This window comes from Mesorhizobium sp. M1B.F.Ca.ET.045.04.1.1, from assembly GCF_003952465.1.
Taxonomy (GTDB): Bacteria; Pseudomonadota; Alphaproteobacteria; order Rhizobiales; family Rhizobiaceae; genus Mesorhizobium; species Mesorhizobium shonense.
In genome coordinates, this window is sequence record NZ_CP034448.1 from 3,369,851 (window position 1) to 3,396,273 (window position 26,423).

Sequence of the window (26,423 nt, forward strand, 5' to 3'; positions counted from 1 at the left end):
GCCACTACGTCAAAACCAAGCAAGCGAGGATCTGCCATGTCGAACGGCCCGAACCGCATTCTCGATGAGTTCGCCAAGCTGATGACGGATGCAGCGGGGGCAGCCCAAGGCGTTCGGCGTGAGATGGAGACAGCCTTTCGCAGCCAGGCCGAGCGCCTGCTCAACTCGATGGATGTGGTGCAGCGCGAGGAGTTCGAGGCCGCGCGCGAGATGGCCGTCAAGGCCAGGGAAGACAACATCCAGCTCGCGGCGCGCGTCGAAGCGCTCGAGGCGAAGCTCGCCGAATTGACCGGGCAGGCCGCACCGGCGGCCGCGGCGAAGCCCAGATCAAAAAAATAATCGTAAACTTTTCCACAAAGCGCGATCCGAAAAATCGCTTTGCCGTGAATCGCTTACCGGCATTGCATGAATCTTTTTGACAGCGCCTTTCCACATGCGAATGACGCAGTGCGAAAAATTGGGCTGTTCACGCGACTCCCGATCAATAGACTGAATTTGTTGCATGATTCGGAGCAGGGTCATGCGCCGGGCGGTGGGTCCGGTCTGGGGTCTTTGCGTTTGAGAAGTTCCTGGCCGTCCGAGTTCTAGACAAGATTGTTCGTCGTGTGTGCCCCGCGGAGCGTGTGGCGCTCCCCTGAACACAGGAAGCATTCCATGGAACTTCTCGAACTCGAATTCTCCCGCGAAATCCACCCGGTGGATGTCATCGAGCAGGTGGCCCACAACAATGACTGGTCCTTCGAGCGCGCCGGCGACGACGAGATTTCGATTTCGGTGACCGGCAGTTGGACCGACTATCACGTCTCATTCTCCTGGATGGAGGATTTCGAGGCGTTGCATCTGGCCTGCGCCTTCGACATCAAGGTACCGGAAACACGCACGCTCGAAGTGATGCGGCTCTTGTCGCTGATCAACGAGCAGATGCTGTTCGGCCATTTCGACCTGTGGGAGCAGGAGGGCGCGATCATGTTCCGGCAGTCGCTGCTGCTTGCCGGCGGGGTCGAGCCTTCGAGCCAGCAGGTCGAGGTACTGCTGTCCTCGGCGCTCGAGGCCTGCGAGTGCTATTTCCAGGCCTTCCAGTTCGTTGTCTGGTCGGGTACATCGGCCAAGGACGCGCTGTCCAGCGTGCTCTTTGAGACCCATGGAAACGCCTGAACCAAGCAGACACCAGCGATGAGTTCCAGCAGCGAGCGCAAGCCCGAGATCAGCTTTGCCGACTTCGACCGCGTCGACATCCGCGCCGGCACCATCGTCGAAGCCGAGCCGTTTCCGGAGGCGCGCAAGCCGGCGTTCAAATTGAAGATCGATTTCGGCCCGGCCATCGGGGTCAAGAAGTCGTCGGCGCAGATCACCAAATATTATACGCCGGAGACGCTGATCGGCCGGCAGGTCTTCGCGGTGGTCAATTTCCCGCCGCGCCAGATCGGCCCGTTCATGTCGGAAGTGCTGACGCTGGGCTTTCCGGATGAGGAGGGCGCCGTCGTGCTCGGCGCCATCGAGCGCAAGGTGCCGGACGGCGGGCGACTGTTCTAAACTAGCGGGGCAGGCTGCCATCCGGCAGGCGCGATCATAGCGCCGCAGCCGGCCGGATTGAAGCGATAGCTGGTGGCCGAAACGCGCCGAGAATGGTTCCGACCGTTGCGGCTGAAAGCACTAGATGCAGGACGTCGAACGGCCAGGCCAGTCCGAAATGCATCAGCATAAGGTTCAAGAAGGAAGGCGACGCGCCATCCGCGGGAATCAGGATCAAGCCTACGGCCAGGGCCAGCCCATATTTGAGCATGGCAACTATCGCGAAAACGATGGACACTATGGCGACGAAACGCAGATGATTGCCGTCGAGCGCACGCCAGCACCCGATCGGGTCGAACGATCCCGTCCAGAGAAAATCGCCGACAAAGAGATATGTCCAGACAAGTACGAAACCACCCGCGAAGAGGTTGAAGACTCCCATCGCCGACACCCAAGGCGCGACGTCCTCGGGGTTGGGCGGCAGGTCATGTGTGGCCAGCAGGCTGGCAACAAGCAGTCTGTGCTCGCCGGCGACCGCAAAGCTGCAAAGAAGCTGGACGGCCGCGAGAAGCAACGCGGCCCAAAGAATCCGCGGGCCGAGCTCAAAGCGGATGCCCGGAATAGCGAAGCGTTTGACACTTTCAATGCCGCGCCGAACAACGACACGGCCGTTCTCGGGCGCGTTTGCCATGCGGTCCAGAACGAACGCAAAGACCATCGCCGAGAACGGCGCGGCAATAATGGCGGAAAGCCAAGTCCTGGAGTCAAAGCCTCGCGACAGAAGCCAGCTGGGCACCTCCGGATCGGCAAAAAGAACAAGAGCAAGCACCGCCAGACCGAGCGCCGTCAAAAAGCAGGGAAACCAGGCGGCCACGAAGAGCGGCCAGGCATTCGCGCGGCAATAGTCGAACACCCTCGCAACGGTCTTGCCGATGCGCAAGACGCGACGCTTCGGCGATACGGCAGGCAAATCGTCCGGCGTTGAAATCGGCGTCAATCCCGCAGCGAACTACTCACGCAGAATAATGCACTGCAAGGAGTTGTCGCGCAAGCTCTCGCAAGGAACGCGTGTACTGGGATCAAAGTTTGCCGGCGCGCGATCCCTCAGTAAATCTCGACAACTTCACGCGGAAGACTTGTCCAAAGGCATTGGCAAGTTGTCGAGGTTCCCGATCTCCCGAGGGAAAAGCAAGAGTGGGCGGCATTGAAGAGGCCGCACAACTACCACCGATCCGCATCGCCGAGGGTCGACGCCGGTCTGTCAGGCGGCCAGCTTGCGTGGCATTCCCAACGCTTCCTCGACCACGTCGAGGAACATCTCGGCGCAGGCCTTCCAGCTGTAGCGCATGGCGCGCTGGCGTGCTTCCGCGCGGTCGATGTGAAGTGCGGCAAGCGCGGCCTCGCGCAGATCCTCGGATACTGCCCCGCCAATGCCGTCGCCGACGATGTCGATCGGTCCCGTCACCGGATAGGCGGCCACCGGCGTGCCGCTGGCCAAAGCTTCGATGATGACATTGCCGAAGGTGTCGGTGCGGCTGGGGAAGACGAAGACGTCGGCCGATGCGTAGATTTCCGCCAGTTCGTCATTCGGGCGATGGCCGAGGAAATGCGCGTTCGGATAACGGGCCTTGAGCTTTGCCAGCTCCGGCCCTTCGCCGACCACCACCTTGCTGCCCGGCAAATCGAGATCGAGGAAGGCGGTCAGGTTCTTTTCGATCGCGACACGGCCGACGCAAAGAAAGACGGGGCGGGGGAAGTTCGTGTCCTTGCGCTTGTCCGGCCGGAAATGATCGATGTCGACGCCCCGCGTCCAGGGCCTCAGCTTGCTGAAGCCGCGCGAAGCGAGGTCGTCCGCCAGCGACTGGGTGGCGACAAGCGTGCCTTGTCCGGAATTGTGGAAATCGCGCAGCCAGTTGTAGGCCCAGCTCTCCGGCACCGGCAGGCGAGCGCTGAGATATTCGGGAAAGCGCGTGTGGTAGCTGGTGGTGAAGGGACGCCCGGTCTTGCGGCAATAGCGGCGCGCCATGATGCCGAGCGGCCCTTCGGTGACGATGTGGACATGGTCGGCCTTGCGCTGATCGATCAGGCGCGCGACGTGGCGGGGGGTTGTCAACGCGAGCCGAATGTCCGGATAGGTCGGCAGCGGCAAGGTGCGAAAGATGTTCGGCGTCAGGAAATCGAGCTGGACGTCGAAGGATTTCAGCGTCTCGGTCAGCCGCTCCAGCGTGTGGACCACGCCGTTGACCTGCGGCCGCCATGCATCGGTGACCATCAGGATGCGCATGGCGATCCTTTGGCAAGGGTTTTGAGCGCGCCCGCGCGGTGGCGGAACGGCAACCAGGCGGCAACTCGCGCTTCGCTCCAGCGCACCCTTCCAGGCACGACGGGATCGAAGCGGGGCGGTAGGCTCGAATCGATAAAGGTCGCGCGCTTCATGGGCGCTCTTGATCATGATTTCATGACGGGCGCATGAACCCTGTCTTTGCCCGATTTAGGCCGGGACCTTGATCACGGCGCGCAAGCCGCCGAGCGGGCTGTCCTCAAGCGTGATGTCGCCGCCATGGCTGCGGGCGATGTCGCGGGCGATCGACAGGCCGAGGCCGGTGCCGCTGGCATCGAGGTTGCGCGCCTCGTCGAGCCGCAGGAACGGCTTGAACACCTCTTCGCGTTTGTCGGGGGCGATGCCCGGGCCGTCGTCGTCGATGGTTACGGTCAGCGAGCCGCGGCCGTGATTGGCATGGACCTCGACGGTCTTGGCATAGCGGAAGGCATTGCCGATGACGTTGGACAGCAGCCTGGCAAAGGCATTCGGCCGCACATGCACGGCCGGATCGCCGATCAAGGTGGTGGACAGCTTGCATTTGCGCAGCTGCGCTTCTTCGCCCAGCTTCTGGAAATAGATCTCAAGATCGAAGCGGCCGGTATCCTCAGCAGCCTCGCCGCGGGCAAAGGCAAGGTAGCCCTCCAGCATCGACTGCATGTCGTCGATGTCCTGGTTGAGCGCAGCCTTGGTCTCGGCCTTGCCGCCCGCCAGCGCCAGCTGCAGCTTGAAACGGGTGAGGATGGTCCTGAGGTCGTGGCTGACGCCGGTCAGCATGGCGGTGCGCTGTTCGATCTGGCGCTCGATGCGCTCGCGCATCTGGATGAAGGCGAAGCCGGCGCGGCGCACTTCCTCCGCGCCGCGCGGGCGGAAATCGCGCGGCATCGGCCTGCCCTTGCCGAAGCTTTCGGCGGCTTCGGCGAGGGTGAGTATCGGCCTGATCTGGTTGCGCAGGAAGGGGATGGCGATCATCAAAAGCACCAGCGAGGTGCCGACCATCCAGATCAGGAAGATATGGGTGTTGGAGGCATAGGCCTGGCTGCGGCGCACGAAGACGCGCAAGACCTTGCCTTCGAGCTGGACGCGGACCTCGACGATGTTGGAATTGCCGACGGTGTCGATCCAGAAGGGTCGGTTGATCTGCCTGGTGATCTCTGACGACAAAGCCTCGTCGAGGATCGAGAAGAACGGTTTCGGTCCGGGCGGCGGCAGCGGATCGGGCGGCAGCAGATCCACTTTCAGCTGCATGCGGTCCTGGGCGATGCGGATGATGTTGGCGTAGTCCGCATCGTGCGGATAGGTCTCCATCATGTCGATGATGGCGGCGATATCGCGGACGGTGGCCTGCGACAGACGCTGGGTGACCGTCTGCCAATGCCGCTCCATGAACACGAACGCGACGACCGACTGCAGGAGGATCATCGGCGCGATGACGATGATGAGCGAGCGCGCATAAAGCCGCTTCGGCATGTAGAGCGCGACCAGGCGCCAGAACCGGTTCCAGGCGCGCGGCATCGCCTTCAGCGTCCGCATCGCGAAATCGCCGGGACCGCCTCCTTTCGGATGTTCCAGTTGCGTGGTCGCCATTCGCCCTTCCGCTCGTCGAGGGCCGTTCAGCAAAAGGCCGTCGAGAGGATGTTATTCCACGCTGAGCCGATACCCAATACCGCGAACGGTCTGTAGCCACACCGGATTGGACGGATCGCGCTCGATCTTTCGGCGCAGCCGGTTGATCTGGACATCGATAGTACGCTCGCCGACGTCCGATTCGTCGCCGACGAGTTCGTGCCGCGGTATCGTCTCTCCCGCCCGCGCGGCGAAGATCGCCAGGATCTCCTGCTCGCGATCGGTCAGCTTCAGCGCCTCGCCGCCACGCTTCAGTTCGCGCTTGGCGATCTGGAACGTGTAGGGGCCGAAGACGAGCTGCTCGACCTTCGGCGTCGCCGCCGGCCCGCCGCGGCGCAGAATGTTGTTGATGCGCAGGATCAGCTCGCGCGGGTCGAAGGGCTTCGGCAGATAGTCGTCGGCGCCGGCTTCCAGCCCGGTGATGCGGCTGTCGGTTTCCGACAGCGCCGTCAGCATCAGGATCGGCACGTTCTTCTCGGCCCGCAGCGCCTTGGTCAGGTCGACGCCGGTTTCGCCGGGCATCATGACGTCGAGCACGAGCAGGTCGAAGTCGAGGCCCGCGAGCTTGCGCCGGGCCTCGCCCGAATTTCCGGCGACGGTGACGCGAAAGCCGTTCTCGGATAGGTATTGCTTGAGCAGATTGCGGATGCGGGTGTCGTCATCGACCACCAGCAGATGTGGCGCATCATCGCCGGGCGCCGCCGGATGATCAACCTTCTCAGTGGTCTCCATTTTTCTTCCCCGATGTTTGCGCAGGCACAATGTTGATCTGCGCTCTTAGTTCCGGATTGACCATCGCCTCCAGGAATCGTTCGATCGAGGTCCGTTCGGTGGTCCCAGAATCCTTCAATGCAGCACGGATGCGGCGCGACTGTGGCCGTGCCAGCGCCAGCGCCAGCGCGCGGCCCTTGGCGGTCGGATAAAGTTCGCGCTGACGGCGGTCGCGCGGGCCCTGCAACTGGACGATATGGTCCGTGTCGATCAACTGCTTCAGCACCCGCGCGAGGCTCTGCTTGGTGATCTTCAGCACGTCGAGCAGCTCGGCGACCGTCAGCCCGGGCCTGCGGTTGACGAAATGCAGCACGCGGTGATGGGCGCGGCCGAAGCCGTAGTCGGCGAGGATCTGGTCCGGATCGGAGGTGAAGTCGCGATAAGCGAAGAAAAACAATTCGATGATGGCAAAGTCGATGCCGTCCTCGTCGGTGATCGCCGTTCTGATCGGTTTTCCGGCTGCGGGGCTTCGATCCGTCATCATTTCTCCATGCGAAGGCGGAATTATGTCAGTACTGTTGACGTAATTTCCGGGCAATGATAATTTTTGACAAGCTTTTCGGCGGATTGCGAACGAAAAGGCAAGCGAAAGCGGTTTTTCCGGAACTTCCTGAGTTTGCCATGGATTGAATATCCGCCTACGTTTCCAAGCACCGGCCGGCGTTTCGGACCTGTGGCGCGGCTGACGCGAAACGCTATATGACACAACGATTTGCGGGCGTCCGCCCGCGGGAGGTTTCCATGGCATCCGTTCCCTTCGATCAACTGGAAGGCTTCATCTGGATGAACGGCGAGTTCGTCAAATGGGCCGACGCCAAGATCCACGTGCTGACCCACGGCCTGCACTATGCCAGCGCCGTCTTCGAAGGCGAGCGCGCCTATGGCGGCCAGATCTTCAAACTGACCGAGCACAACGAGCGCCTGCATGAATCGGCGCGCCTGCTCGGCTTCAAGATTCCCTATTCGGTCGCCGAGATCGACGAGGCCTGCCGTACGCTTTTGAAGAAGCAGGGTTTCCAGGACGCCTATGTGCGCCCGATCGCCTGGCGTGGCAGCGAGCAGATGGGCGTCTCGGCGCAGAACAACCGCATCAACTGCGCCATCGCCATATGGCAATGGCCTAGCTATTTCGACCCGGCGCAGAAGCTGAAGGGCATTCGTCTCGACATCGCCGAATGGCGCCGCCCAGACCCGCGCACCGAGCCGTCCAAATCCAAGGCCGCCGGCCTCTACATGATCTGCACGCTCTCCAAGCACGCCGCCGAGGCCAAGGGCTATGCCGACGCCATGATGCTCGACTGGCGCGGCCAGGTGGCGGAAGCCACCGGCGCCAACATCTTCTTCGTCAAGGACGGCAAGCTCCACACGCCGACGCCCGACTGCTTCCTCGACGGCATCACCCGCCGCACCGTGATCGGCCTGGCCAAGGATCGTGGTCTCGAGGTGATCGATCGCGCCATCATGCCTGAAGAGCTCGAAGGCTTCGAGCAGTGCTTCCTCACCGGCACGGCCGCGGAAGTCACTCCGGTTTCGGAGATCGGCCCGTACCGATTCGAGGTCGGCGAGATCGCCAAGACGTTGATGAATGACTATTCTGCCGCAGTGCAACCAAAGCACGCCATCGCGGCAGAATAGCGATAGTCACAGCTTTTTTGTGCAACAGGGGCGGTTTTCGGGCCGCCCCTTTTATTTAAGCGCTCGCGCATTTGACTTTCGAACAATTCGGCGTCTCATGATGGCGTCGGCCCGAGGAGGCTGGCGGCTATGGAGGGACTAGGTACATGGATACGAACACACTCGTTGCGATCGTTATTCAGGTGATCACGGGTGTCATCGGCGGTCAGGCAGTCGGCGCGGCGCTGAAACAGGCGGCACTGGGCCAACTTCCCAAGATCCTCGGCGGCGCTATCGGCGGCGTCGGCGGCGCGGCCATTCTCGGCAGCCTGCTCGGCGGCGGCACGGTCGATCCGGCGGCGGCCGCGGCAGCAGCGGGCGGGCTGGGCAGCGCGCTGAACGTGCCGAACATCGTCGGCGGCGCCGGCGGCGGCGCCATCCTGACCGCCATCATCGGCGCGGTCATGGGCGCGATGAAGAAATAGGGCATTTTTCTTTTCGGGCCTGCGCATGGGCGGCCACGGCCGCCCATTTCTTTTTCATGGATTATTTGCGGCGGCCACGGCCGCCATTTCTTTTCGAGGATCATTCGCTCCGGCCGAATGGTGGACGCCGCTCGCTCACCTGTCTACATCAGGGCGACACTTCGAAAGGAAAGCCGTGGGGAAGGAAAGCCATGGGTCAGCTCAATGCCGGCATAGTGCCGGTCACGCCCTTCCAGCAGAACTGCGCCATCCTGTTCGACATGGACGATAGGAACGGCGTCGTCGTCGATCCCGGCGGCGATGTCGACAAGATACTGGCAGTGCTCGAGGACAATGCGATCACGGCGGGAGCGATCTGGATCACCCACGGCCATATCGATCATGCGGGCGGCGCGATGGAACTGAAAGATGCGCTCGGCATCGACATCATCGGCCCGCATGAGGCCGATCGACCGCTGCTTGCCAACCTCGAGAACCAGGCCAGGCGTTTCGGGCTCACGGATCCCGTACGCAATTGCGTGCCGGACCGGTTTCTCATCGAAGGCGAGACGGTTTCATTCGGCGAGCATGTGTTCGAGGTGCTGCATTGCCCGGGTCACGCGCCGGGTCATGTCGTCTACTACAACCGCGCGGCCAAGTTCGCCCATGTCGGCGACGTGCTGTTCCGCGGCTCGGTCGGCCGCACCGATCTGCCTGGCGGCGATCACGCCGCGCTGATGGCCTCGATAAAGAACAAGCTCCTGCCGCTCGGCGACGATGTCGGCTTCATCTGTGGCCACGGTCCGGGCGGCCGCTTCGGCGAGGAGCGCCGGACCAACCCATTTTTGGTCTGACCTGCCTCCAAAAGAAAAGCGCCGCTGAGAGGCGGCGCTTTTGCAGGGCAGGGAACCCCAAGAGTTTACGCAGACGCAATTGCTCCGGTTAGTTGGCGACGCAGAAATGCTGCTCGCCATCGTTGCCGGTGAAGGTGCCGGTACGCGAGTTGAAGGTGCGGTAGCGGTCCGAGCAATACTCGTACCAGTCGCGGGTCCACGGCTCGGCATAGCGGTCGGCATAGACGACACGCGGCTGCGCGTAATAACGGCGAACGGGCCGGTCGACATAATAACCATCATCATAGGCCGGGTCGTAATACCTCGGCCCGGGGTTGCTGAGCGCGCTGCCGATCAGCGCACCTGCCGCGAGGCCGACAACGCCGGCGGCGAGGGCGTCACCATGGCCACCATGGTGATGATGACGCCAGCGCCAGTCGTCGGCATTGGCCGCCGAGAAGGTGGCCAAAGTGGTCGCGGCGATGCCGGCAGTCAGAATGGCGGTCTTGAGAAATCGGTTCATTTTCGGTCTCCTTCGCGCCGGGCCCGCGTATTTTTCAGGGGATGCGGATCGGCTTTGGCAAAGATTGATAGAAGACCGTGGCTGAACGGAGGCTGAACGGATTTGGGCGAACGATTTCGCGGCTCGAACAAAAATTCCGAGCTCTGCGGGAGCGTCCCGCCTGCTCAGCCTCCGTCGGATCTGTTTTGAGCCGGCTTAGCCGATAGACAGATTGACGGCCTTCGGACCCTTGCCGCGCTTGTCCGGCTCGGTGTCGAATGTCACTTTCTGCCCATCCTCAAGACCGGGAAGGCCCGACGCCTGCACGGCCGAAATATGGACGAAGACATCCTTCGCGCCATCGTCGGGCGTGATGAAGCCGAAGCCCTTGGCATGGTTGAAGAATTTGACGGTGCCGGTCTGCGGCATGGGAAGCTCCTTTGATCCCATCATGTCAGTCTCGGGCCGGCAAACTGCCCGAGAGGAAATTTGTCCTTTATTTTAGCGCTATCGGCAAGAGAAAGTTTTCGCCTGCCAATCCAGCCATTTGCCGGACAAAAAAGGGCGCAACGGTCCCGTCGCGCCCTCGAAAACTCAAGCTTCTTGCGAAGCCAATTCATGATCCTGCCGCGCCATTCATCAGCGGAAAGACAGGCAGCGTTGCCCGCTCAGGCCGCGCGCAGGTTGACCGCCTTCGGGCCTTTGCCCATGCGGTCCGGCTCGACGTCGAAGGTAACCTTCTGACCGTCGACGAGCGTGCGCAGGCCGGAGGCCTCGATCGCGGAAATGTGGACGAACACGTCCTTGGCGCCGCCGTCAGGCGTGATGAAGCCGAAGCCTTTGGTGGCGTTGAAGAACTTTACGGTGCCGGTCTGGGCCATGGGGGAAACTCCTTCACCCGTATCAGTCTCGTGGGCTCGCCCGCTGTCTCGTGTCTGGGCTAATCCCGGTGCTTGGTTCGGCAGTCATGCATTCGCGCATGGTCAAGGCCCCCGCCGAAAAACGGGGCCGTCAGAGATTCACACTATCGGGGAAAGGTCGTTCCAAAACGTGCCGCTCTCCGGGTCGTAAATGCCCGAACCCGAAATTTATTACACGGAAATGTGATGGTTGCAAGACGGCGCCGCGGGCGGCCCTCAGCGCGCCCGACGCAGGGGCATCGATAGACCCGGCGCCATGACCGGTCATCGGCCAGAAAGGAGCCAGGCATGGGCCAGCGAGAAAGCCAGTCGGCAATAAAGCGCGTCGCGTCGAAACGGATTCAAGCTGCGCGCTTTAAGTCTTTGTTTTGATGCATGTCGTTTTCCCAAACCGCTGCGCACTTTTGGGCGACATGCATTGGATCTTCCGCCCGGGCAATCCACAATCCGGGGTTGCGTTCGATGCGGAAATGTCGAGTATTGCGCGAGTTGGCGCGGTTGCGCCTGAACGAGGACCGGGGAGGGACCCATGCGATTTCTTGCGGCAATCGTTTCGCGGCAGGGCTTTGTCGCCCTGCTTCTGTCGGCATTGCTGGCGGCCTGCACCGTCGTGGTCGATGAAGGGCCGCGTCCACGCCCGCCAAGGCCGCATCCGCAACTCTGCACCATGCAATATGAACCGGTCTGCGCACGGCGCGGCGGCGACCGCCAGACCTTCGCCAACGCCTGCCAGGCAGAGAGGGCCGGGTATCGCATCGTGCGCGACGGTCCTTGCCGGGATGGCGGCGGCGGGAGCGGCGAGCAGACCTTCTGCACGCGCGAATACGCGCCAGTCTGCGCCAGGCGCCATGGCGCGGTACGCACCTTCCCGAATGCATGCGAGGCCCGCGCGGCGGACTACCGCGTCATCGGCGACGGGCCGTGCTAGCGTGGCCTGGTTTGCGCTCCGTGTCGAGGGCAATCCGCCGGAGCGCCAGCCACACCCTTGCATCTCCCGTCCGCTTGGCTTAGGTCCGGCGGGCGGACAAATACGGCAGGTTTCCCATTAACAGAGATCAGAGAAGAGCGGCAAACGCGGGCGGCAAGCCGGGATCGGCGAGCCCGCTCGATCCCTATGTGCAGCGCGCGCTGCAACTGCACCAGGCGGGGCGCCGCCAGGAAGCCGAGTCGCTTTACCGGCAGGTGCTGGGGCAGCAGCCGAACCATGCCGCTGCACTGCATTTCCTCGGTCTTCTCCTGCATCAGACCGGCCGCAGCGAGGAAGGGCTCGACCTCATCGAGCAGTCGGTGACGCTGCAGCCCAGGAATGCCGATTTCCTCAACAATATGGGCACGGTCATGCGCGACCTCGGTCGCGTCGCCGCCGCCGCCGATTTCTTCCGCGGCGCTGTGGACATCCGGCCGGACCAATTGGCAGCGCGCGACAATCTCGGCTCGTCGCTGAAGCAGCTCGGCCAGTTCGAGGGCGCCGAGGAGATCTATCGCGGCACGATCGGCCGCAACCCCTTCCATGTTCGCGCGCGCATCGGCCTTGCCGAAACGCTGCAGGAAGACGGGCGGCTGGACGAGGCGATTGCGCTCTTCCGCGAGTCACTGTCGATCCGGCCCAAGGACGCGGAGCTGCTCTATGGGCTCGGCGTCGCCATGATGGAGAAGGGCAAGCTCACTGAAGCCGCCGATCTTGCCCGCCAGGCGGTGGCGATCGCTCCCGCCATGGCGAAAGCCTGGCTTTTGCTGACACAGGTCAAGCGCCAGTCCGAGCGCGACCCGGAGCTTGCCGGCATGGAGGCCGAGCACGCCAAGGCGCCGCAGGACAGCCTTGCGCGCATGCAGCTTTCCTTCGGCCTCGGCAAGGCCAATGACGATCTGAAGGACTATGGCCGCGCCTTCGACTATTTCGCCGAGGGCAACGCCATCCGCCGCAAGGGCATCGACTACGATCCGGTGCGGACGCGCGACGAGTTCGAGGCGATGAAGGCGGTCTTCGACAAGGCCTTCTTCGAAAAGCACCGGACGAGCGACATTTCCGACGACACGCCGATCTTCGTCGTCGGCATGCCGCGCTCCGGCACGACGCTGGTCGAGCAGATCATCGCCAGCCATCCGCAGGTCTTTGGCGCGGGCGAGCTCAGCATCCTGAAGACGGCGGTCGGCAAGCAGTTTCCGATGAGCATGCCGGGCGGCTTTCCCTGGGGGATTGCCGACATGCCGGACAAGGCCTTCGCCGAGGCGGGGCAGGCCTATCTCGACATGCTGCACAGCCGCTATCCGGGCTTTCGCCATGTCACCGACAAGATGCCGGGCAACTTCCTTCTGGTCGGCTTCCTCCACATGATGCTGCCGAAGGCGAAGATCGTGCATTGCGCGCGCGACGCGGCGGCCACGTGCCTGTCGATCTTCAAGGTGCATTTCCGCGGCGACAGCCACCGCTACGGCTACGATCTCGGCGAGCTCGCCGATTTCCATAACCTCTATGCCGACATCATGGTGCATTGGCACAAAGTGCTGCCCGGCGTCGTGCATGATGTGCGCTACGAGGATTTCGTCGCCGACCAGGAGGGGCAGACAAGGGCGCTGATGGCGCATCTCGGCCTGCCCTGGGACGACAAGGTGCTGTCGTTCCACGAGACCGACCGGCCGGTGCGCACGGCATCCGCCGCGCAGGTGCGCCAGCCGATGTATCAAGGCTCGGTCGATCTGTGGAAGCGCTATGGGGACAGGCTGAAGCCGCTGCTCGACAAGCTGGGCTGATCTTGAGGTGAGGCCGGCCTGCGAACGGCGGTTCCCTGCGCTCGGCTTCGTCATCCACGGGCGGAGCAGCCGCGAAGCGGCGTCGCGAAGACCCGAGGATCCATTCCGTGACCTCGCGCGAAAGGTAAGGCGGCGCAGAAAAGAGGTCGTTCTGCACCGCCGCGACGCTTATAAGTAACGGAATGGATCCTCGGGTCTGCGCCGCGTCGCTTCGCTCCTTGCTCCGCCCGTGGATGACGACCTGACGAGCGTTCTCGGCCAATCGCAAAGAGTTGCGATTGGCCGACAACTAGTATTCTCGCGCTGCTCAAAGCTCGATGAACGGCTGGAAGCCGCCGAAAATCATGCGCTTGCCGTCGAACGGCATTGTCGGCCAATCGGCTTTCAACCGCTCGTCGACCATGATCTTGGCCATGACGGCGTCGCGGCTTTGCCTGTTTTCATAGACGACCCAGGCGAAGACGACGACTTCGTCACCCTTGGCCTGGACGGCGCGCGGGAACGAGGTGATCTCGCCATAGGGCACGTCGTCGCCGATGCATTCGACATAGGCGAGCGCGCCGTACTCCTTCCAGATAGCGCCGGCCTGTGTGGCCATTTTCTTGTAGGCGTCGAGATTTGCCTTCGGCACGGCGAGCACGAAGCCATCGACATAGGACATGGTGATCTCCTTGGTTGGGTGCGGCTCTCCCTTCTCCCCTTGTTGTGGGAGAAGGTGGATCGGCGCGCAGCGCCGCGACGGATGAGGGGTGTTCCAGCTTGGCGCTGCTTACCCCTGATTGCCAGCCGAATTGCGAAGGGCAATTCGGGGCAATCCGACCTCTCCCACAGGGAGAGAGGTAGACGGGCTCACTTCACCGGCGCGTTCATAGCCCAGGCGACGCCGAAGGGATCCTTCACCTGGCCCCAGCGGTCGCCCCAGAACATGACCTGCAGCGGCGTGACGACTTCGCAGCCGGCGTCCACCGCGCGCTGCCACCAGGCATCGATGTCGTCGCTGCCGAGATGGAGCTGCAGCGTGTAGCCCTGCGCCGCCTGATTCGGATGGCCGTGCTCGGGGTAGGCGTCGCCCAGCATCAGCGTCGACCCGTTGACGTAGAGATGGATGTGCATGGTGCGGCCTTTTTCGTCCGGCGGATAGGCAAAGACTTCCTCGGCCCCGAAAGCCTTCTTGTAGAACTCCGCCGCCTTGATGGCGCCGTCGACCTGCAGGTAGGGGGTCAGTCCGCCAAGCACCTTGGCGCGGGGTGGGGTCTGGTCGGTCATCTGCGTGTTCCTCTTCACGGGTTGATTTGGCCTTGCGATCAAAAGACGGACGAGGCGACCGCAATCCTACACGGGTCGCAGAAATTTTTAGAGGGCCGGGCCCGGACAGGCCGTGCAACCGCCGAAGCCGGGTGGCGGTTGCATTGGCTGACAGGACACATCAGATGACCTTGCTCGAGAAGGTAGCCGCGCGACGGCCGTTCCGGGCGTCGAAAATTTCCGGAAAACCGATGTCCTCGCGCAGCTCGGCCGGCAGCGAAAGCAGGATGCGCTCGCTGCGGTAGCGGGCGCGTGCCGCCGCATATCGGGTGGCGACGCGGCCGATGGATGACAGTATCGACATGATGAACTCTCCCTGGTTGATGCCGGCATCATCGTGTCGGCATCCCAAGGACGACGGGTGCTGCGGCGATCCGACAGATCGCCCAGATTTTTTCTGGTGCCGGAAAGCCGGCGCGTTGCAGGCCGGCCTTGTTGTGGTCTCTCAGCGCTCCGTCTCGGCGACAGAGCGGAAGAAGTTCTCCGGACTGTCGACTTCGGTCAGCCGCCGCTTCTCGATCAGCCAGAAACGGTTGCCGACCGCGCGGATGAAGGAGCGGTCGTGCGAGGCGAGCAGGCAGCTCGCCTGATGCTTCAGCAACTCGTCCTCCAGCGCTTCCTGGCCGTCGATGTCGAGATGGTTGGTCGGCTCGTCGAGGAGATAGAAATTGGGGTTGATGAGCCGCAGCACCAGCATCATCAGCCGCGACCGCTGGCCGCCCGACAAGGCGCCGATCTTTTTCTCTTGCATCTCGATGGCGACGCCCGCGCCGGCGAGAAGCGAACGGGCGCGGGGCTCGCCGACCTCGAAGCGGCGCGAGACCATCGCCAGCGGCGTGTCGTCGGCGCCGATGCCCGACAGCGCCTGGTCGCTGTAGCCAAGCACGGTCGACGGCGTCACCTTGATGTTCCGCACCGTGCCGGGGTCGGCGATGGCGGCGCGTATCATCGAAATGAAGCGCGACTTGCCGACGCCGTTGCGGCCGAGCAGAACGATGCGGTCGTCCTGGCAGATATGGCGCTTGCCGCTCCTGAACAGCAGCGCGCCGTCGGGCGTTTCCACCGCCGCGTCGTCCAGCGTGACCAGCACCTTGGCGTGGGTGCCGCGGTTCGCCAGCCTGATCGCGCCGGCCGAGCGCTCGCGATGGGCGGCCACGGCTGCATCCTCCAGCTTCTCGGCCCGCTGCTTGAGCTGCCTGGTTTTCACCGTCAGCAGGTCGCTGCCGGAATTGATGCCGATGTTGTTGAGCTTGGCGGCCTGCCGGCGCAACTGCTGGGCGATTTTCATATCGCGCTCGAACTTGCGCGCCGTCGAGGCGTCGGCCTCGTCGAGCGCCTGCCTGGCGCGCGAATAAGGCAGCGAGAACACCGGCGATTCTTCCGGGCGCAGGAACAGCGTGCGGTTGGTGGTGGCGTCGAGAAAGGCGCGGTCGTGGCTGGCGATGATGACCGGCACCTCGCGCGGCAGGCCGTTGAGCCAGGTTTCGAGCTGGCCGATCTTGGCGAGGTCGAGATGGTTGGTCGGCTCGTCGAGCAGAAGCACGTCAGGATCGGTAACCCAGACGCGGGCGATCAGCGCCAGCCGCTGCCAGCCGCCGCTCAAGGCGCGCATCGGCCGGCCGCGCATCTCCTCGGGCACGTCGAGCGAATCCAGCACCACATCGACGCGCCAGAGCTCGCTGTCGCGCTGCTCGGGCGGCAAGGCATCGGCGACGACGTCATGGAAGCTGCGACCGAGCAGCGCCTCGGGAACGGATTGCTCGACATGGCCGACGCGCAGGCCGCGTGACTTCGTGATGTCGCCGGCCGTGGCGTCCAGCTCACCGGCCAGACATTTGAGCAAGGTGGATTTGCCGCGGCCGTTGGCCGCGACGATGCCCAGCCTGTCGCCGGCGCCGATGGTGAGGTCGAGGTTCGAAAAGAGCGGCGCACTCATGGTGACGCCGAGGGATTTGAGGCTGATCAGGGCCATGTCGATTTTTCTCTGGTCTTGCCGGAGTCCGGCTCAATGCACTTTGACGGTGCGCCGGCAGACCATCAGGCCAAGCTCAGCGGCACCACGAAGGGCAGACCAAAAATCGAAGCGGGAGGTTCCCGGACCGTCCTGGTCAGCCCTGCAAGCAAGCTCGCAGGGCGCAGACAGGGCCGCGCTGACGGTGGTGATCGATAGACACGCAGCCCTCCTTTCAAGACGTTCGAGTTACGGGGAAATGGCTACACAAGCGAGGGGCGGATGGCAAGGGGCCACCACCTCCCTTCTCCCCTTGTGGGAGAAGGTGTCGCCGAAGGCGACGGATGAGGGGTGTTCCAGATGGCACCAGCGTCTCATTCCGCTGGAGCACCCCTCAACCGTCTCGGCGCTGCGCGCCGATCCACCTTCTCCCACAAGGGGAGAAGGAAAGGCGCTAATTCCCCGGCCGCCCAGTCTTGCTCGGCCGGCGTTTTTGACGGCGCTCATCCACCGGATCTTCGTAGGAGCCGATACCCGAACGCTGGCGGACAATCGGTTTGTCGTCGCGTTCCTTCGCGCCCCCCTCTGTCCTGCCCGTCCTTCGCGGCAGCTGCGCTGCAGCTTCGGAGGGTGGACCGGACATCTTCCCCACAGGGGGGGAGATCGGCTGTAGCTTCGCCGGCACTTTTCCTTCCACTGGCTTCTCTGTCCGCCGCACGGTCATCTCGTCGAGCGAGTTCTTCCTGAATAACGGTTTCGTGCGATCGCCGGGGATGCCGAAGTCGGAGCCGTGCGCTTCCTGAGCGCTCTGCTTCTTGAACAGCGAGCGCGACACAGCGCCCGACGGCGTCGGCATATCGGTGCCGGGTCCCATGTCGTCGATCGACGGCTTGGCGAACAGCGCCTTCCTCACCGGCACGGCGCCGTCGGCGCCCATCTCGTCAAGATGCGGCTTGCGAAACATGTTGGGCCGGGCAGCCTTGGCCGCCTCTTCGGCGGCACGTGCCTCGTCGAGCCTGCGGAAACGCTCCTGTTCCTCGGCCGTACGGTGTCTGGCCACGCCCTTGTTGTGCTTGCCCTTTTCACGGCCTGAGGCGGGACTTTGGCTTTCCACCTCGCGCGCCAGCGGGTCGTCGGAGATGGCAAGCTCCATCTCGCGCAGCCGCTTGATCTCATCGCGGATGCGGGCGGCCTTCTCGAAGTCGAGATTGGCGGCGGCATCGCGCATCTGCTTGTCGAGCGCCTCGAGATGGGTCTTCAGATTGTTGCCGATCATGGCGCCGGCATCGTCGGTGAACTGCGAGATGTCGGCGCGCACATGATCCTTCTCGTAGACCGAATCCAGAATGTCGGCGATGCGCGACTTGACCGATTCCGGCGTGATGCCGTTGGCCGCGTTCCACTCCATCTGCTTCTCGCGGCGGCGGTTGGTCTCGGCCATCGCCCGCTCCATCGAGCCGGTGATCTGGTCGGCATAGAGGATGACCTTGCCGTCGACATTGCGCGCGGCGCGGCCGATGGTCTGGATCAGCGAGGTTTCCGAGCGCAAGAAACCTTCCTTGTCTGCGTCTAGGATGGCGACGAAGCCGCACTCCGGAATGTCCAGACCTTCGCGCAAAAGGTTGATGCCGACCAGCACGTCGAAGGCGCCGAGGCGCAGGTCGCGCAGGATCTCGATGCGCTCCAGCGTGTCGATGTCGGAATGCATGTAACGGACGCGGATGCCGTTCTCATGCAGGTACTCGGTGAGGTCTTCCGCCATGCGCTTGGTCAGTACCGTGACCAGCGTGCGATAGCCCAGCCTGGTCGTCTCGCGGATCTCGCCGACGACATCGTCGACCTGGCTCTTGGCGGGGCGCACCTCGACCGGCGGGTCGATCAGGCCGGTCGGGCGGATGACCTGCTCGGCGAAGACGCCGCCGGACTGCTCCAACTCCCAGCCGCCCGGCGTCGCCGAAACCGCGACCGACAGCGGGCGCATGGCATCCCATTCCTCGAAACGCAGCGGCCGGTTGTCCATGCAGGACGGCAGGCGGAAGCCGTATTCGGCCAGCGTCGCCTTGCGGCGGAAGTCGCCGCGATACATGCCGCCGATCTGCGGCACGGTGACGTGGCTTTCGTCGATGAAGATCAGCGCATTGTCCGGCACATATTCGAACAGCGTCGGCGGCGGCTCGCCCGGCTGGCGTCCGGTGAGATAGCGCGAGTAGTTCTCGATGCCGGCGCAGGAGCCGGTCGCCTCCAGCATCTCCAGGTCGAAGCGCGTGCGCTGCTCGAGCCGCTGCGCCTCCAGCAGACGGCCAGCTTTTTCAAGCTCTTGCAGGCGATATTGCAGCTCTTCCTTGATGGACTTGATGGCCTGATTCAAGGTCGGGCGCGGCGTCACATAGTGCGAGTTGGCATAGATCTTGACGCTTTTCAGCTCGCCGGTCTTCTGCCCGGTCAGCGGATCGAACTCGGTGATCGCCTCGATCTCGTCGCCGAACATCGAGATGCGCCACGCGCGGTCCTCGAGGTGGGCGGGGAAGATCTCGATCGTGTCGCCGCGCACGCGGAACGAGCCGCGCACGAAGTTGACGTCCTGGCGCTTGTACTGCTGGGCGACGAGGTCGGCGAGCAGAGCGCGCTGGTCGAGCCGGTCGCCGACCTGCATCTGGAAGGTCATCGCCGTATAGGTCTCGACCGAACCGATACCGTAGATGCAGGACACCGAGGCGACGATGATGACGTCGTCGCGCTCCAGCAGCGAGCGCGTCGCCGAGTGGCGCATGCGGTCGATCTGCTCGTTGATCGAGGATTCCTTCTCGATATAGGTGTCGGTGCGCGGGACGTAGGCTTCCGGCTGGTAGTAGTCGTAATAGGAGACGAAATACTCGACCGCGTTCTCCGGGAAGAATTTCTTGAACTCGGCGTAGAGCTGCGCGGCCAGCGTCTTGTTGGGCGCCAGGATCAGGGCAGGGCGCTGCGTTTCCTCGATCACCTTGGCCATGGTGAAGGTCTTGCCCGAGCCGGTGACGCCGAGCAGCACCTGGGTGCGGTCGCTCTGGTCGACGCCTTCGACGAGGTCCTTGATGGCGGTCGGCTGGTCGCCGGCCGGCTCGAAATCCGACACCATCTTGATCGCGATGCCGCCTTCCGACTTTTCCGGCCGCGCGGGACGGTGCGGCGTCCAGAGTTGACCGTCCTTGTGCAGCGGGTTGCCGGATTCGATCAGCGCCGACAGCGCCGCCACCGTGGCGGTAACACCGCTCGAGGAAACCGACTCGGCGTCCTCCAGACTGATGTCGAGACCGGCCACCGGGTTGAGGCCGGCGGCCGCGCGTTCCTTCGCAGACGCCGCGCCACCCATCGAGGTGCCACGCGCCGTGCGCCCGGGCGCGGACGAGCGTTCGGGGATCTTCTTCGGCGCCTTTGCCTTCGGCTGCTTTTCCGCCTCGCGCTCGATCTGCCCGGCCCAATCGGAGATCGAGCCGGTCAGCGGCGCGCCGGAGAACTCGCTCTGCGGCGCCTCGGCAAAGCCGCCCGGCTTCAACGGCTCGGCAGCGTCGAGGAATTCGGTCAACGGGCTGCGCCGTTTCGGCGCGCCCTCTTGCGCCGGCGAGGGCGTTTTCTTGTCGGTGCGTTTGGCCATGGCCCGAATATGGGAGGACTCGGCCGAAATGGAAAGAGCGGAGTGAAGAGGCGGGTGTCGCCGGCGGACGCTGCTGACAGAAGGCTGTCAGGAGAGGCGACACAGCCCGCTCTAGCTATTTGTTTTTACGCAATTCGGGACGGAAAACCGCTGCGCACTTCTAACGTGGCAGGGCGCCGTCGATTTCCGGGCTCGCCACTTCCGCCAGTTGCGCGGCGATGGCTGCCGCGCGGCGGGCCTTTGGGGCGTGCGTCGGCCAGACGAGGCGACGCCTGATGGTCAGGGCCGGCACGTCGCGGGCGATCTCGATCAGTTGGCCGGGTTCCAGATGCCGCCGCAGCACCAGTTCGCTGGCGAGCAGCGCGCCCAGCCCTGCAATAGCGGCCTGCGCCGCCACTATGGTCAGGGCGAAGCGAGGCCCTTGGTCGAGGCCCTTGCGTTGCCGGCCGGCCGCCGCGAACCAGTCGCGCCACCTCGGGTAGATATCGTCGCCCATGGTCTGGTCGATGTGCAGCAGCGGCAGGTTGTCGAGCGTCTCGGCGGCGTCCGGCCACGGGCGCTTTCGCACCAGGGCTGGGGCGCAGGCCGGGATCACACGCTCGGTGAAGAGATCGATTGAGGCGAGATTCTTTGCGGAGCTGTTGCGATAGCTGATGGCGAGATCGACCCCTTCCTCCAGCATCGAGTCCAGCGCCACGGAAGCGACGATGCGGACGTCGAGCCTGCCGAGGGCGGAGCGCACCCGGTCAAGGCGCGGCGCCAGCCAGAGCGAGGCGAAGGAGGGATCGGCCGAGATGGTGAAAGTCTCGGCGCGGCGTTCAAAGCGCAGCCGCCGCAGGCCGGAGGCTAAAGCGTCGAAGCCGCGGTCGATATCGGGCAGCGCCGCCTCGGCGGCGCGGGTGAGCACGATGCCGTTGCCCGCGCGCCGGACCAGCTTGACGCCCAGCCGATCCTCCAGTTGCCGCACCTGATGACCGACCGCGCCCGGCGTGACGCCGAGCTCCTCGGCCGCGCGCGTCAGGCTGCCGGTGCGCGCGGCCGCCGTTAGCGCCCGTAGGGCCGATAGGGGAAGATCGCGGATCAGCGTCATGGATTGAGTTTATCTCAAGATCTACGAAAGAAAACTCGTTTGAATGCAAGGCTTATGCCGACCTAGCGTTGTAGAAGACAATTCAACAAGGAATCCAGCGCCATGCTCGATACGCCAAAGCACTCAGTCACCGTTGATCATTCTCCTGCGAAGGCGCGTTCGGTGCGCTCGGTGCGCAACGAGGGAACCCGCGTTGCGATCGAATTCACCGACGGTGAGGTCGGCCGGCTGTCGATGCGCTGGCTGCGGCTCGCCTGCGAATGCGAGACCTGCGGCGACACCGCCTCCGGGAAGCGGTGGCTGACGCCGGCCGACATTCCCGCCGATGTCCGCGCGGCTTCGATCGAAATTTCGTCTGCCGGCGAGACCGATGTGGTCTGGCAGGACGGCCACGCCTCGCGCTTCGCAGCGGGCTTTCTGGCCGCCCATATCGGGCAGGCCGGAGACCTTGGCGCGCCACGCTTCCAGCCGGCGCTGTGGAGCAGCGATCTCGCGACGCGGCTCGGCCGCTTCGCTTTCGACGCGGTGGTCGAGGACGACGAGGTGCTTTTCCACTCGCTGCGCGCCTTGCGCGACCACGGCATCGCCATGCTGACCGGCGTTCCGGCCGAGCCGGAGGCGACACTGCGTGTCGCCGGCCGCTATGGTCCCGTGCGCGAAACCAGCTACGGCAAGGTGTTCGACCTGATCTCGCGGCCGGACGCCAGGGTGGCTGGCGAAACCGCTCGGGCGCAGATACCGCACACTGACGAGCCGTTCCGCTATTCGCCGCCGGGCTTTATCTTCTTCCACGCCATCAGGACCGGCGCCGGCAGCGGCGGCACCTCGCTGATGGTTGACGGTTTTCAGGTCGCCGAAGTGATGCGCAGGAACACGCCGGAGCTCTTCGACCTGCTGACCAGGCATGGCGTGATCTTCCATCGCGAGCATGCCGGCGAGGTGTTCTTCAGCGCCGAGGCGCATGTCCTCAGCCTCGATCCGCGCGGCGCCGTCACCGGCATGCGCTACAACGATCGCTGTCTGGCACCGCAGACCGGCGCCGTCGATGCGATTGACGGATTGATCGAGGCGCTTGCAGAACTGACGCGGCTGATCTGCGATCCGCAAAACCAGTTCCAGCATCAATTGCAGCCAGGCGAGGTTCTGGTATTCGACAATCAGCGCGTCCTGCACGGCCGCACGGCCTTCGACCCAACGCTGGCCATCCGCCATCTTCGGAGCTGCAACCTCGACCGCGATGGCGTGCACAGTGCCTTCCGCACCTTGGCGCGCCGCTTCGCGCCTGACGAGGCGGAGACGGTGCTCTACCAGGGAGCAATATTTTAGCCCTTGGCGGCAGCCTCAATTGAACCACAGAGCGAAAGTCAAGAATCCGGCGCCGCCGAACTCGCGCTGGATCTGGTCGAAATCGTCGCCGGTGAGAATTTTTCCGCTTTCGAGATAAGGCGCGATTGCCGGGCCGGTGATCGACAGCACGAGGTCGAAGGGTTTCGGCTCGTCGAAGAAGCGCTTCATGTTGATGCCCTTGCCGGCGATGCGGAAATGCGGCAGCAGCACGCGGCCTTCGAGAAGGTCCTCGGCCATATCAAGCGCGGCCAGCCAGGCCTGCACCTGCTGCTCGTCGACCTCGAGGCCGGTCAGCGGATTGATGCCCTTCTGTTGCGGTCCCGGCAACCATTCGCGATCGTTGTCGGTTTCAGCGCGGATCGCCTTCCAGTCTTCGCGGGAAAGCCGGATCATCTCCAAAAGGTGACGGCGCGCGGCCTGCCGGCGCTCCGGCTCGACCACCGGCCAGTTGACGAGATGCACCAGCGAGATGAAGTCGGCGAAGCGCCATTCGGAGGCGAAGATGCTGCCGCTCATGCCGCCGTCCGGCGGCACCAGCGTATCCTGCAGCGGCAGTTTCGCGCGAGGGAACAGCATGTGGAAGGAGCCGTCGAACATGGTCTTGAAATCATGCGCCAGCCAGAAATCGGCCTGCGCCATCAGGAACTCCGCGTAACCTTGCAGCCAATAGCCATCGGCACGGTCGAAGCGGAAGGTAAGCTGCGGTGCGCCATCCCTCGTGTCGATGCCGCCGCGTGAGAGCGAGGCCATGATCGCGCCAATGCTTTCGTCCGGCGCGATGTTGCCATCCTCATTGAGATCGATGCCGGCATGGATGAGGTCGACCACCAAGCCGATATCGGCATCGGCGGGCACCGAGCCCAGCGTGGCGGCGGATTTCTCCAGTCGGTCGCGGAAGGCGACCAGGATGGCGCGGAATTTTTCATAAGTAAGCGGCTCGGGATTGGGATTCTCCGGCACGGGCAGTCGCATCAGCGGCAGCATGAAGGATTGCGGGCTCTCGAAACCATGGCGGTGGAGGCCGCTGGCCAGGATTTCCAGCGCGGTGAAGAATTCGCCGGCGCCGGCTGCATAGGCCGATGCCGGATCGCCCGGCGCTGCTCCCTCGAGTGCGGACAGGGCGGTGTTCCGCTCCGAAACGGATTTGGCCTCGAACAGGGTTTTTGCAGCTGCCGGCATTTCCGCGGCGACCGATGAGATCGGCAGGCACAGAAACAAGGCTGCAGCCACCAGGCCGGCAATGCGCGTCATCGTCATCCTCCACTCACAGTGCAGCGACCATACACCTGTTGGCCGCCGGCGTCCGCTCTGAGCGGGGCCATGAGACCGGCTTCAACCGATCCCCAGAACGGTCTACACACAGGCAAACGATTGGGCATCGCGTGTCGAACTATCCGCTCTCCTACAAACTGTCCTGGCTGCCGCGTTTCCTCAAACCGTCGCTCGGCGGCGACAGGACCGGTTTCGCGGCACCGACGGCGACGCTGATCGATCCGCCCCCGGCGCGGACGGTGCGGCTTGCCTTCATCGGCGACATCTCGGCGGTCGCCAATCGCGCGGTACCCGAATGCGATCCCGCGATTGCAGCGCTGCTTACCTCCGCCGATCTGGTGGTCGGCAATTGCGAAAGTCCGATCGTCGACCAGCCGAGCGCCGTTGTAGGCACGCGACTCGGCACGCATCACGCGATGACCGAGCGCCTCCTGGCGGATGCGCTCGCGGCTGTCGGGATTGCCCGCGACAGGCTTGTGCTGTCGCTTGCCAATAATCATGTCCTCGACCAGGGCATTGCCGGCTTCGAGGAGACGGTCGCGGCGCTGAAGCGGCTCGGCATTCCCACCATCGGCACCATTGCTGGCGGACCGGTCCAGCATCATGCTGCCGGGCCGCTGACGGTCGGCTTCGCCGCCTTCACGCTTTGGCGCAATGCCGGCGAAGCCGAATTTCGCGCGCGGATTTCCATGGGGAGTGATCCGGCGGAATGGCCGGCCGAGGACGTCTCGGACGTCGACTTGCTCTGCGCCGTGCCGCATTGGGACTGGGAATTCCGGCATTTTCCGAGGCCGGCAACGCGGGCGCTGGCCCGGCGGCTGGCAGAGTGTGGTGTCCGACTGATTGCCGGCCACCACGCCCATGTCGTACAGCCGGTCGAGCGCATCGGCGACAGCCTCGTCGCCTACGGCCTCGGCGATTTCCTCGGCACGGCCTTTGCCAGGCAGCCATGGCCCGGCCGCATAGGCTCGATTCTCGTCGTCGACGTCAGCGCCGAGAGCGACACACTTGGCAGGATCGCTACCTACAAACTGTACCCCTTCATGCGGTTGCGCAGGGGCCCTCATGAGCAGCTGGTGCCGGTAGAGGTGCTGGAGAGATCATTGAAGCGGAAGGTTGCGGAACGCCTGAGCGCGATCTTTCCCGGCTGACAAGCCGACTGTTGACCGATCCCTGCCTGCCCACTGCATAGGCATGGCGCGATCATGCTTGTTCAACAATCGAAGCCGTATTGGGCGCGCATGTAATCCGCCTCTTCCTTCGACATTTGCTTGAACATCACGCAGACGGAGAAGCTGCCGACCTGGCGACCATTTTTGGTGTATCCCCAGTCGGAAATATCATCCCTGGTGAATTCGATGTTCTGGCCGAAGACGACGTTGCGGACGAGTTCCGGCTCGTTCGCCAATATGCCGACAAAGCCGTTGGCGGTCCGCTTGAAGGGGATGACCCAGAAATGCTCCGTCACATTTCCGTCGACGACCATGACCTTCAACTTGAATTTGTCGGTTCCGGGCGGCGGCGCTTCGGACAAAGCCAGGAAGTCATCCAGGCTGGATCGTGCCTTTGCGATCGCCGCCGCCATATCGGCGTCGTCCGGGGCGACCATCACCGTCTTGTCGTCACTGTTATCGGTGCCTTGCGCCTGAACATGCAAAGGAATGAGCGCCAGCAGCAGGCAAAGCGCGGCGCGAACGGCAAAGGTCATGAAGCCCCCAACTCCAGATAGGCCGCTATCTTCACGCAACGCGCCGGCATTATCAATCGACGCCTTCAGAGTGGTCACGCTATCTGTCATGAGCGAATGATAGGTGGTGAGCAGAGCGACTTCGGCGTCGCGCGACCGGCGAAGCTTGGAGTGGAACTGGTTTGGAGGAACAGGACATGCGACTGAGACTTGCGGCTACGGTGCTCGCCACGATCCTGCCTTGCGCCGGGCTCGCCCGCGCCGAGGACCTGAAAGCCTTCAAGCTGACGATCGACGGCGTGACTGTCGACATCGATCCCGGTGAGGACGCGAACGTCACCTTGCCCGGCGGCCGGACGGCCAAGGTGAGGCTCGACCGCAACGACTTCGCAACCTTCTCGGGCGGCACTTTTTCCTTCGTCCATCCGAGCCGTATCTCCGTCACCGAGACCGACCTCGGCGACAGCACAACGCAGTACCTGGCGGCCTCGGCGCTGGGCACCATCGTCGTGGTGCAGGAATACGGCAAGATGAACCCGGTATCGCTCGACCAGTTGATGCTGCAGGAGATGACGAAGGAATCGGTTCAGGCGGGTGCGACGCTGACGCAGGAGCCGACCACCCGCAAGCTCGCCGACGGCAAGCAACTGACCGGCATCAAGGCCACCGTGAAGACACGGACCGACAGCGCCGATTTCGAGATCGTCGGCTTCGGCCTCGCCGATCAGGGGCTGCTGTTCATCACGCGCATCGGCGACCAGGACGCGGCAACCGAGCAGCCGATGATCGACAAGTTTTGGGAGACCCTGAAGGTCAGGCTTTAGGGC

The 26,423-nt window shown here is 63.7% G+C and carries 27 protein-coding genes; 11 read left to right on the forward strand and 16 right to left on the reverse strand.

What is annotated here, in order from left to right; translation table 11 throughout:
- The first annotated feature begins 36 nt into the window (after window positions 1-36).
- The 3 genes from EJ071_RS16440 (at window position 37) to EJ071_RS16450 (ending at window position 1,533) form a co-directional block, all read left to right on the forward strand.
- Window positions 37-339: an accessory factor UbiK family protein gene (locus tag EJ071_RS16440; RefSeq protein ID WP_126098780.1), complete on the forward strand. Its 303-nt coding sequence runs from the start codon at window positions 37-39 to the stop codon at window positions 337-339.
- 315 nt (window positions 340-654) lie between these two features.
- Entirely contained in the window at window positions 655-1,155 is a 501-nt protein-coding gene (locus EJ071_RS16445) for a YbjN domain-containing protein (protein ID WP_126098781.1), read from the forward strand.
- A gap of 18 nt (window positions 1,156-1,173) precedes the next feature.
- Window positions 1,174-1,533, forward strand: a complete 360-nt coding sequence (locus EJ071_RS16450; RefSeq protein WP_126098782.1) for a tRNA-binding protein — start codon at window positions 1,174-1,176, stop codon at window positions 1,531-1,533.
- A gap of 34 nt (window positions 1,534-1,567) precedes the next feature.
- Here the strand turns inward: EJ071_RS16450 and EJ071_RS16455 are convergent, their stop codons facing one another.
- The 5 genes from EJ071_RS16455 to EJ071_RS16475 all read right to left on the reverse strand — a co-directional run bounded on the left by EJ071_RS16455 (window position 1,568) and on the right by EJ071_RS16475 (window position 6,710).
- A complete protein-coding gene (locus tag EJ071_RS16455) occupies window positions 1,568-2,452 on the reverse strand; it encodes a hypothetical protein (protein WP_245460273.1) in 885 nt (294 codons plus the stop codon).
- Window positions 2,453-2,773: 321 nt separating this feature from the next.
- Window positions 2,774-3,796, reverse strand: coding sequence for a glycosyltransferase family 1 protein (locus EJ071_RS16460; protein ID WP_126098784.1), 1,023 nt, complete (start codon window positions 3,794-3,796; stop codon window positions 2,774-2,776).
- A gap of 207 nt (window positions 3,797-4,003) precedes the next feature.
- Complete coding sequence (locus EJ071_RS16465) at window positions 4,004-5,419, reverse strand: ATP-binding protein (protein WP_126098785.1); 1,416 nt, start codon at window positions 5,417-5,419, stop codon at window positions 4,004-4,006.
- Between the two features lie 51 nt (window positions 5,420-5,470).
- Entirely contained in the window at window positions 5,471-6,190 is a 720-nt protein-coding gene (locus tag EJ071_RS16470; protein ID WP_059188911.1) for a response regulator transcription factor, read from the reverse strand.
- Window positions 6,177-6,710, reverse strand: coding sequence for a MarR family transcriptional regulator (locus EJ071_RS16475; protein WP_189521546.1), 534 nt, complete (start codon window positions 6,708-6,710; stop codon window positions 6,177-6,179). The genes EJ071_RS16470 and EJ071_RS16475 overlap by 14 nt, the downstream gene beginning before the upstream one ends.
- A 260-nt stretch (window positions 6,711-6,970) precedes the next feature.
- On the opposite strand from EJ071_RS16475, the gene EJ071_RS16480 reads away from it, so the two are divergent.
- From EJ071_RS16480 to EJ071_RS16490, 3 genes are all read left to right on the forward strand, one after another.
- Complete coding sequence (locus EJ071_RS16480; RefSeq protein WP_126098787.1) at window positions 6,971-7,864, forward strand: branched-chain amino acid aminotransferase; 894 nt, start codon at window positions 6,971-6,973, stop codon at window positions 7,862-7,864.
- A 146-nt stretch (window positions 7,865-8,010) separates the two neighbouring features.
- Entirely contained in the window at window positions 8,011-8,328 is a 318-nt protein-coding gene (locus EJ071_RS16485) for a hypothetical protein (RefSeq protein ID WP_059188908.1), read from the forward strand.
- A 191-nt stretch (window positions 8,329-8,519) separates the two neighbouring features.
- Window positions 8,520-9,161 (forward strand): MBL fold metallo-hydrolase, encoded by a 642-nt coding sequence (locus EJ071_RS16490; RefSeq protein WP_126098788.1) that lies wholly within the window; start codon window positions 8,520-8,522, stop codon window positions 9,159-9,161.
- Between the two features lie 88 nt (window positions 9,162-9,249).
- Here EJ071_RS16490 and EJ071_RS16495 read toward each other — a convergent pair whose 3' ends face one another.
- The 3 genes from EJ071_RS16495 to EJ071_RS16505 all read right to left on the reverse strand — a co-directional run bounded on the left by EJ071_RS16495 (window position 9,250) and on the right by EJ071_RS16505 (window position 10,523).
- On the reverse strand, window positions 9,250-9,663 hold the full coding sequence (locus tag EJ071_RS16495) for a BA14K family protein (protein WP_126098789.1): 414 nt from the start codon (window positions 9,661-9,663) through the stop codon (window positions 9,250-9,252).
- Between the two features lie 195 nt (window positions 9,664-9,858).
- A complete protein-coding gene (locus tag EJ071_RS16500; protein WP_006202521.1) occupies window positions 9,859-10,071 on the reverse strand; it encodes a cold-shock protein in 213 nt (70 codons plus the stop codon).
- Window positions 10,072-10,310: 239 nt separating this feature from the next.
- A complete protein-coding gene (locus EJ071_RS16505) occupies window positions 10,311-10,523 on the reverse strand; it encodes a cold-shock protein (RefSeq protein WP_006202520.1) in 213 nt (70 codons plus the stop codon).
- A gap of 568 nt (window positions 10,524-11,091) precedes the next feature.
- Between EJ071_RS16505 and EJ071_RS16510 the strand changes: the two genes are divergently transcribed.
- Together EJ071_RS16510 and EJ071_RS16515 are read left to right on the forward strand one after the other, a co-directional pair.
- The gene (locus tag EJ071_RS16510) at window positions 11,092-11,490 is read left to right on the forward strand and encodes a Kazal-type serine protease inhibitor domain-containing protein (RefSeq protein WP_126098790.1); all 399 of its coding nucleotides are present in this window, start codon (window positions 11,092-11,094) and stop codon (window positions 11,488-11,490) included.
- A 188-nt stretch (window positions 11,491-11,678) separates the two neighbouring features.
- A complete protein-coding gene (locus tag EJ071_RS16515) occupies window positions 11,679-13,313 on the forward strand; it encodes a tetratricopeptide repeat-containing sulfotransferase family protein (protein ID WP_126098791.1) in 1,635 nt (544 codons plus the stop codon).
- A gap of 307 nt (window positions 13,314-13,620) precedes the next feature.
- On the opposite strand, the gene EJ071_RS16520 is transcribed toward EJ071_RS16515, so the two are convergent.
- The 6 genes from EJ071_RS16520 to EJ071_RS16550 form a co-directional block, all read right to left on the reverse strand.
- Entirely contained in the window at window positions 13,621-13,974 is a 354-nt protein-coding gene (locus tag EJ071_RS16520; RefSeq protein ID WP_126098792.1) for a DUF1428 family protein, read from the reverse strand.
- A gap of 188 nt (window positions 13,975-14,162) precedes the next feature.
- Window positions 14,163-14,579, reverse strand: a complete 417-nt coding sequence (locus EJ071_RS16525; protein WP_126098793.1) for a glyoxalase/bleomycin resistance/extradiol dioxygenase family protein — start codon at window positions 14,577-14,579, stop codon at window positions 14,163-14,165.
- 160 nt (window positions 14,580-14,739) lie between these two features.
- A complete protein-coding gene (locus tag EJ071_RS16530) occupies window positions 14,740-14,922 on the reverse strand; it encodes a hypothetical protein (RefSeq protein ID WP_126098794.1) in 183 nt (60 codons plus the stop codon).
- A gap of 141 nt (window positions 14,923-15,063) precedes the next feature.
- A complete protein-coding gene (locus EJ071_RS16535) occupies window positions 15,064-16,590 on the reverse strand; it encodes an ABC-F family ATP-binding cassette domain-containing protein (RefSeq protein WP_126098795.1) in 1,527 nt (508 codons plus the stop codon).
- A 433-nt stretch (window positions 16,591-17,023) separates the two neighbouring features.
- Window positions 17,024-20,200, reverse strand: coding sequence for an excinuclease ABC subunit UvrB (gene uvrB / locus EJ071_RS16545; protein ID WP_126098796.1), 3,177 nt, complete (start codon window positions 20,198-20,200; stop codon window positions 17,024-17,026).
- A 160-nt stretch (window positions 20,201-20,360) separates the two neighbouring features.
- Window positions 20,361-21,290, reverse strand: a complete 930-nt coding sequence (locus tag EJ071_RS16550; protein ID WP_126098797.1) for a LysR substrate-binding domain-containing protein — start codon at window positions 21,288-21,290, stop codon at window positions 20,361-20,363.
- A gap of 102 nt (window positions 21,291-21,392) precedes the next feature.
- On the opposite strand from EJ071_RS16550, the gene EJ071_RS16555 reads away from it, so the two are divergent.
- Entirely contained in the window at window positions 21,393-22,616 is a 1,224-nt protein-coding gene (locus tag EJ071_RS16555) for a TauD/TfdA family dioxygenase (RefSeq protein WP_126098798.1), read from the forward strand.
- A 15-nt stretch (window positions 22,617-22,631) separates the two neighbouring features.
- Here EJ071_RS16555 and EJ071_RS16560 read toward each other — a convergent pair whose 3' ends face one another.
- Window positions 22,632-23,888, reverse strand: coding sequence for a hypothetical protein (locus tag EJ071_RS16560; RefSeq protein WP_126098799.1), 1,257 nt, complete (start codon window positions 23,886-23,888; stop codon window positions 22,632-22,634).
- Window positions 23,889-24,019: 131 nt separating this feature from the next.
- Here EJ071_RS16560 and EJ071_RS16565 point away from each other — a divergent pair, with 131 nt between their 5' ends.
- Window positions 24,020-25,060, forward strand: a complete 1,041-nt coding sequence (locus EJ071_RS16565; protein WP_126098800.1) for a CapA family protein — start codon at window positions 24,020-24,022, stop codon at window positions 25,058-25,060.
- A gap of 62 nt (window positions 25,061-25,122) precedes the next feature.
- Here the strand turns inward: EJ071_RS16565 and EJ071_RS16570 are convergent, their stop codons facing one another.
- Window positions 25,123-25,695 carry a DUF2314 domain-containing protein gene (locus EJ071_RS16570; RefSeq protein ID WP_348628147.1) on the reverse strand — a complete coding sequence of 191 codons (573 nt, stop codon included), beginning with the start codon at window positions 25,693-25,695 and terminating at the stop codon, window positions 25,123-25,125.
- A 98-nt stretch (window positions 25,696-25,793) separates the two neighbouring features.
- On the opposite strand from EJ071_RS16570, the gene EJ071_RS16575 reads away from it, so the two are divergent.
- Entirely contained in the window at window positions 25,794-26,420 is a 627-nt protein-coding gene (locus EJ071_RS16575) for a hypothetical protein (protein WP_126098801.1), read from the forward strand.
- Window positions 26,421-26,423 lie beyond the last annotated feature (3 nt).

What these genes read in the sequence shown, in the direction of transcription:
- EJ071_RS16465 (WP_126098785.1), bottom strand. Translation starts at nt 5,419, where the DNA reads ATGGCGACCACGCAACTGGAACATCCGAAAGGAGGCGGTCCCGGCGAT.
- EJ071_RS16480 (WP_126098787.1), top strand. Translation starts at nt 6,971, where the DNA reads ATGGCATCCGTTCCCTTCGATCAACTGGAAGGCTTCATCTGGATGAAC.
- EJ071_RS16500 (WP_006202521.1), bottom strand. Translation starts at nt 10,071, where the DNA reads ATGCCGCAGACCGGCACCGTCAAATTCTTCAACCATGCCAAGGGCTTC.
- EJ071_RS16560 (WP_126098799.1), bottom strand. Translation starts at nt 23,888, where the DNA reads ATGACGCGCATTGCCGGCCTGGTGGCTGCAGCCTTGTTTCTGTGCCTG.
- EJ071_RS16495 (WP_126098789.1), bottom strand. Translation starts at nt 9,663, where the DNA reads ATGAACCGATTTCTCAAGACCGCCATTCTGACTGCCGGCATCGCCGCG.
- EJ071_RS16530 (WP_126098794.1), bottom strand. Translation starts at nt 14,922, where the DNA reads ATGTCGATACTGTCATCCATCGGCCGCGTCGCCACCCGATATGCGGCG.
- EJ071_RS16575 (WP_126098801.1), top strand. Translation starts at nt 25,794, where the DNA reads ATGCGACTGAGACTTGCGGCTACGGTGCTCGCCACGATCCTGCCTTGC.
- EJ071_RS16450 (WP_126098782.1), top strand. Translation starts at nt 1,174, where the DNA reads ATGAGTTCCAGCAGCGAGCGCAAGCCCGAGATCAGCTTTGCCGACTTC.
- EJ071_RS16475 (WP_189521546.1), bottom strand. Translation starts at nt 6,710, where the DNA reads ATGACGGATCGAAGCCCCGCAGCCGGAAAACCGATCAGAACGGCGATC.
- EJ071_RS16470 (WP_059188911.1), bottom strand. Translation starts at nt 6,190, where the DNA reads ATGGAGACCACTGAGAAGGTTGATCATCCGGCGGCGCCCGGCGATGAT.
- EJ071_RS16520 (WP_126098792.1), bottom strand. Translation starts at nt 13,974, where the DNA reads ATGTCCTATGTCGATGGCTTCGTGCTCGCCGTGCCGAAGGCAAATCTC.
- EJ071_RS16505 (WP_006202520.1), bottom strand. Translation starts at nt 10,523, where the DNA reads ATGGCCCAGACCGGCACCGTAAAGTTCTTCAACGCCACCAAAGGCTTC.
- EJ071_RS16555 (WP_126098798.1), top strand. Translation starts at nt 21,393, where the DNA reads ATGCTCGATACGCCAAAGCACTCAGTCACCGTTGATCATTCTCCTGCG.
- uvrB (WP_126098796.1), bottom strand. Translation starts at nt 20,200, where the DNA reads ATGGCCAAACGCACCGACAAGAAAACGCCCTCGCCGGCGCAAGAGGGC.
- EJ071_RS16490 (WP_126098788.1), top strand. Translation starts at nt 8,520, where the DNA reads ATGGGTCAGCTCAATGCCGGCATAGTGCCGGTCACGCCCTTCCAGCAG.
- EJ071_RS16485 (WP_059188908.1), top strand. Translation starts at nt 8,011, where the DNA reads ATGGATACGAACACACTCGTTGCGATCGTTATTCAGGTGATCACGGGT.
- EJ071_RS16440 (WP_126098780.1), top strand. Translation starts at nt 37, where the DNA reads ATGTCGAACGGCCCGAACCGCATTCTCGATGAGTTCGCCAAGCTGATG.
- EJ071_RS16535 (WP_126098795.1), bottom strand. Translation starts at nt 16,590, where the DNA reads ATGGCCCTGATCAGCCTCAAATCCCTCGGCGTCACCATGAGTGCGCCG.
- EJ071_RS16445 (WP_126098781.1), top strand. Translation starts at nt 655, where the DNA reads ATGGAACTTCTCGAACTCGAATTCTCCCGCGAAATCCACCCGGTGGAT.
- EJ071_RS16460 (WP_126098784.1), bottom strand. Translation starts at nt 3,796, where the DNA reads ATGCGCATCCTGATGGTCACCGATGCATGGCGGCCGCAGGTCAACGGC.
- EJ071_RS16525 (WP_126098793.1), bottom strand. Translation starts at nt 14,579, where the DNA reads ATGACCGACCAGACCCCACCCCGCGCCAAGGTGCTTGGCGGACTGACC.
- EJ071_RS16550 (WP_126098797.1), bottom strand. Translation starts at nt 21,290, where the DNA reads ATGACGCTGATCCGCGATCTTCCCCTATCGGCCCTACGGGCGCTAACG.
- EJ071_RS16510 (WP_126098790.1), top strand. Translation starts at nt 11,092, where the DNA reads ATGCGATTTCTTGCGGCAATCGTTTCGCGGCAGGGCTTTGTCGCCCTG.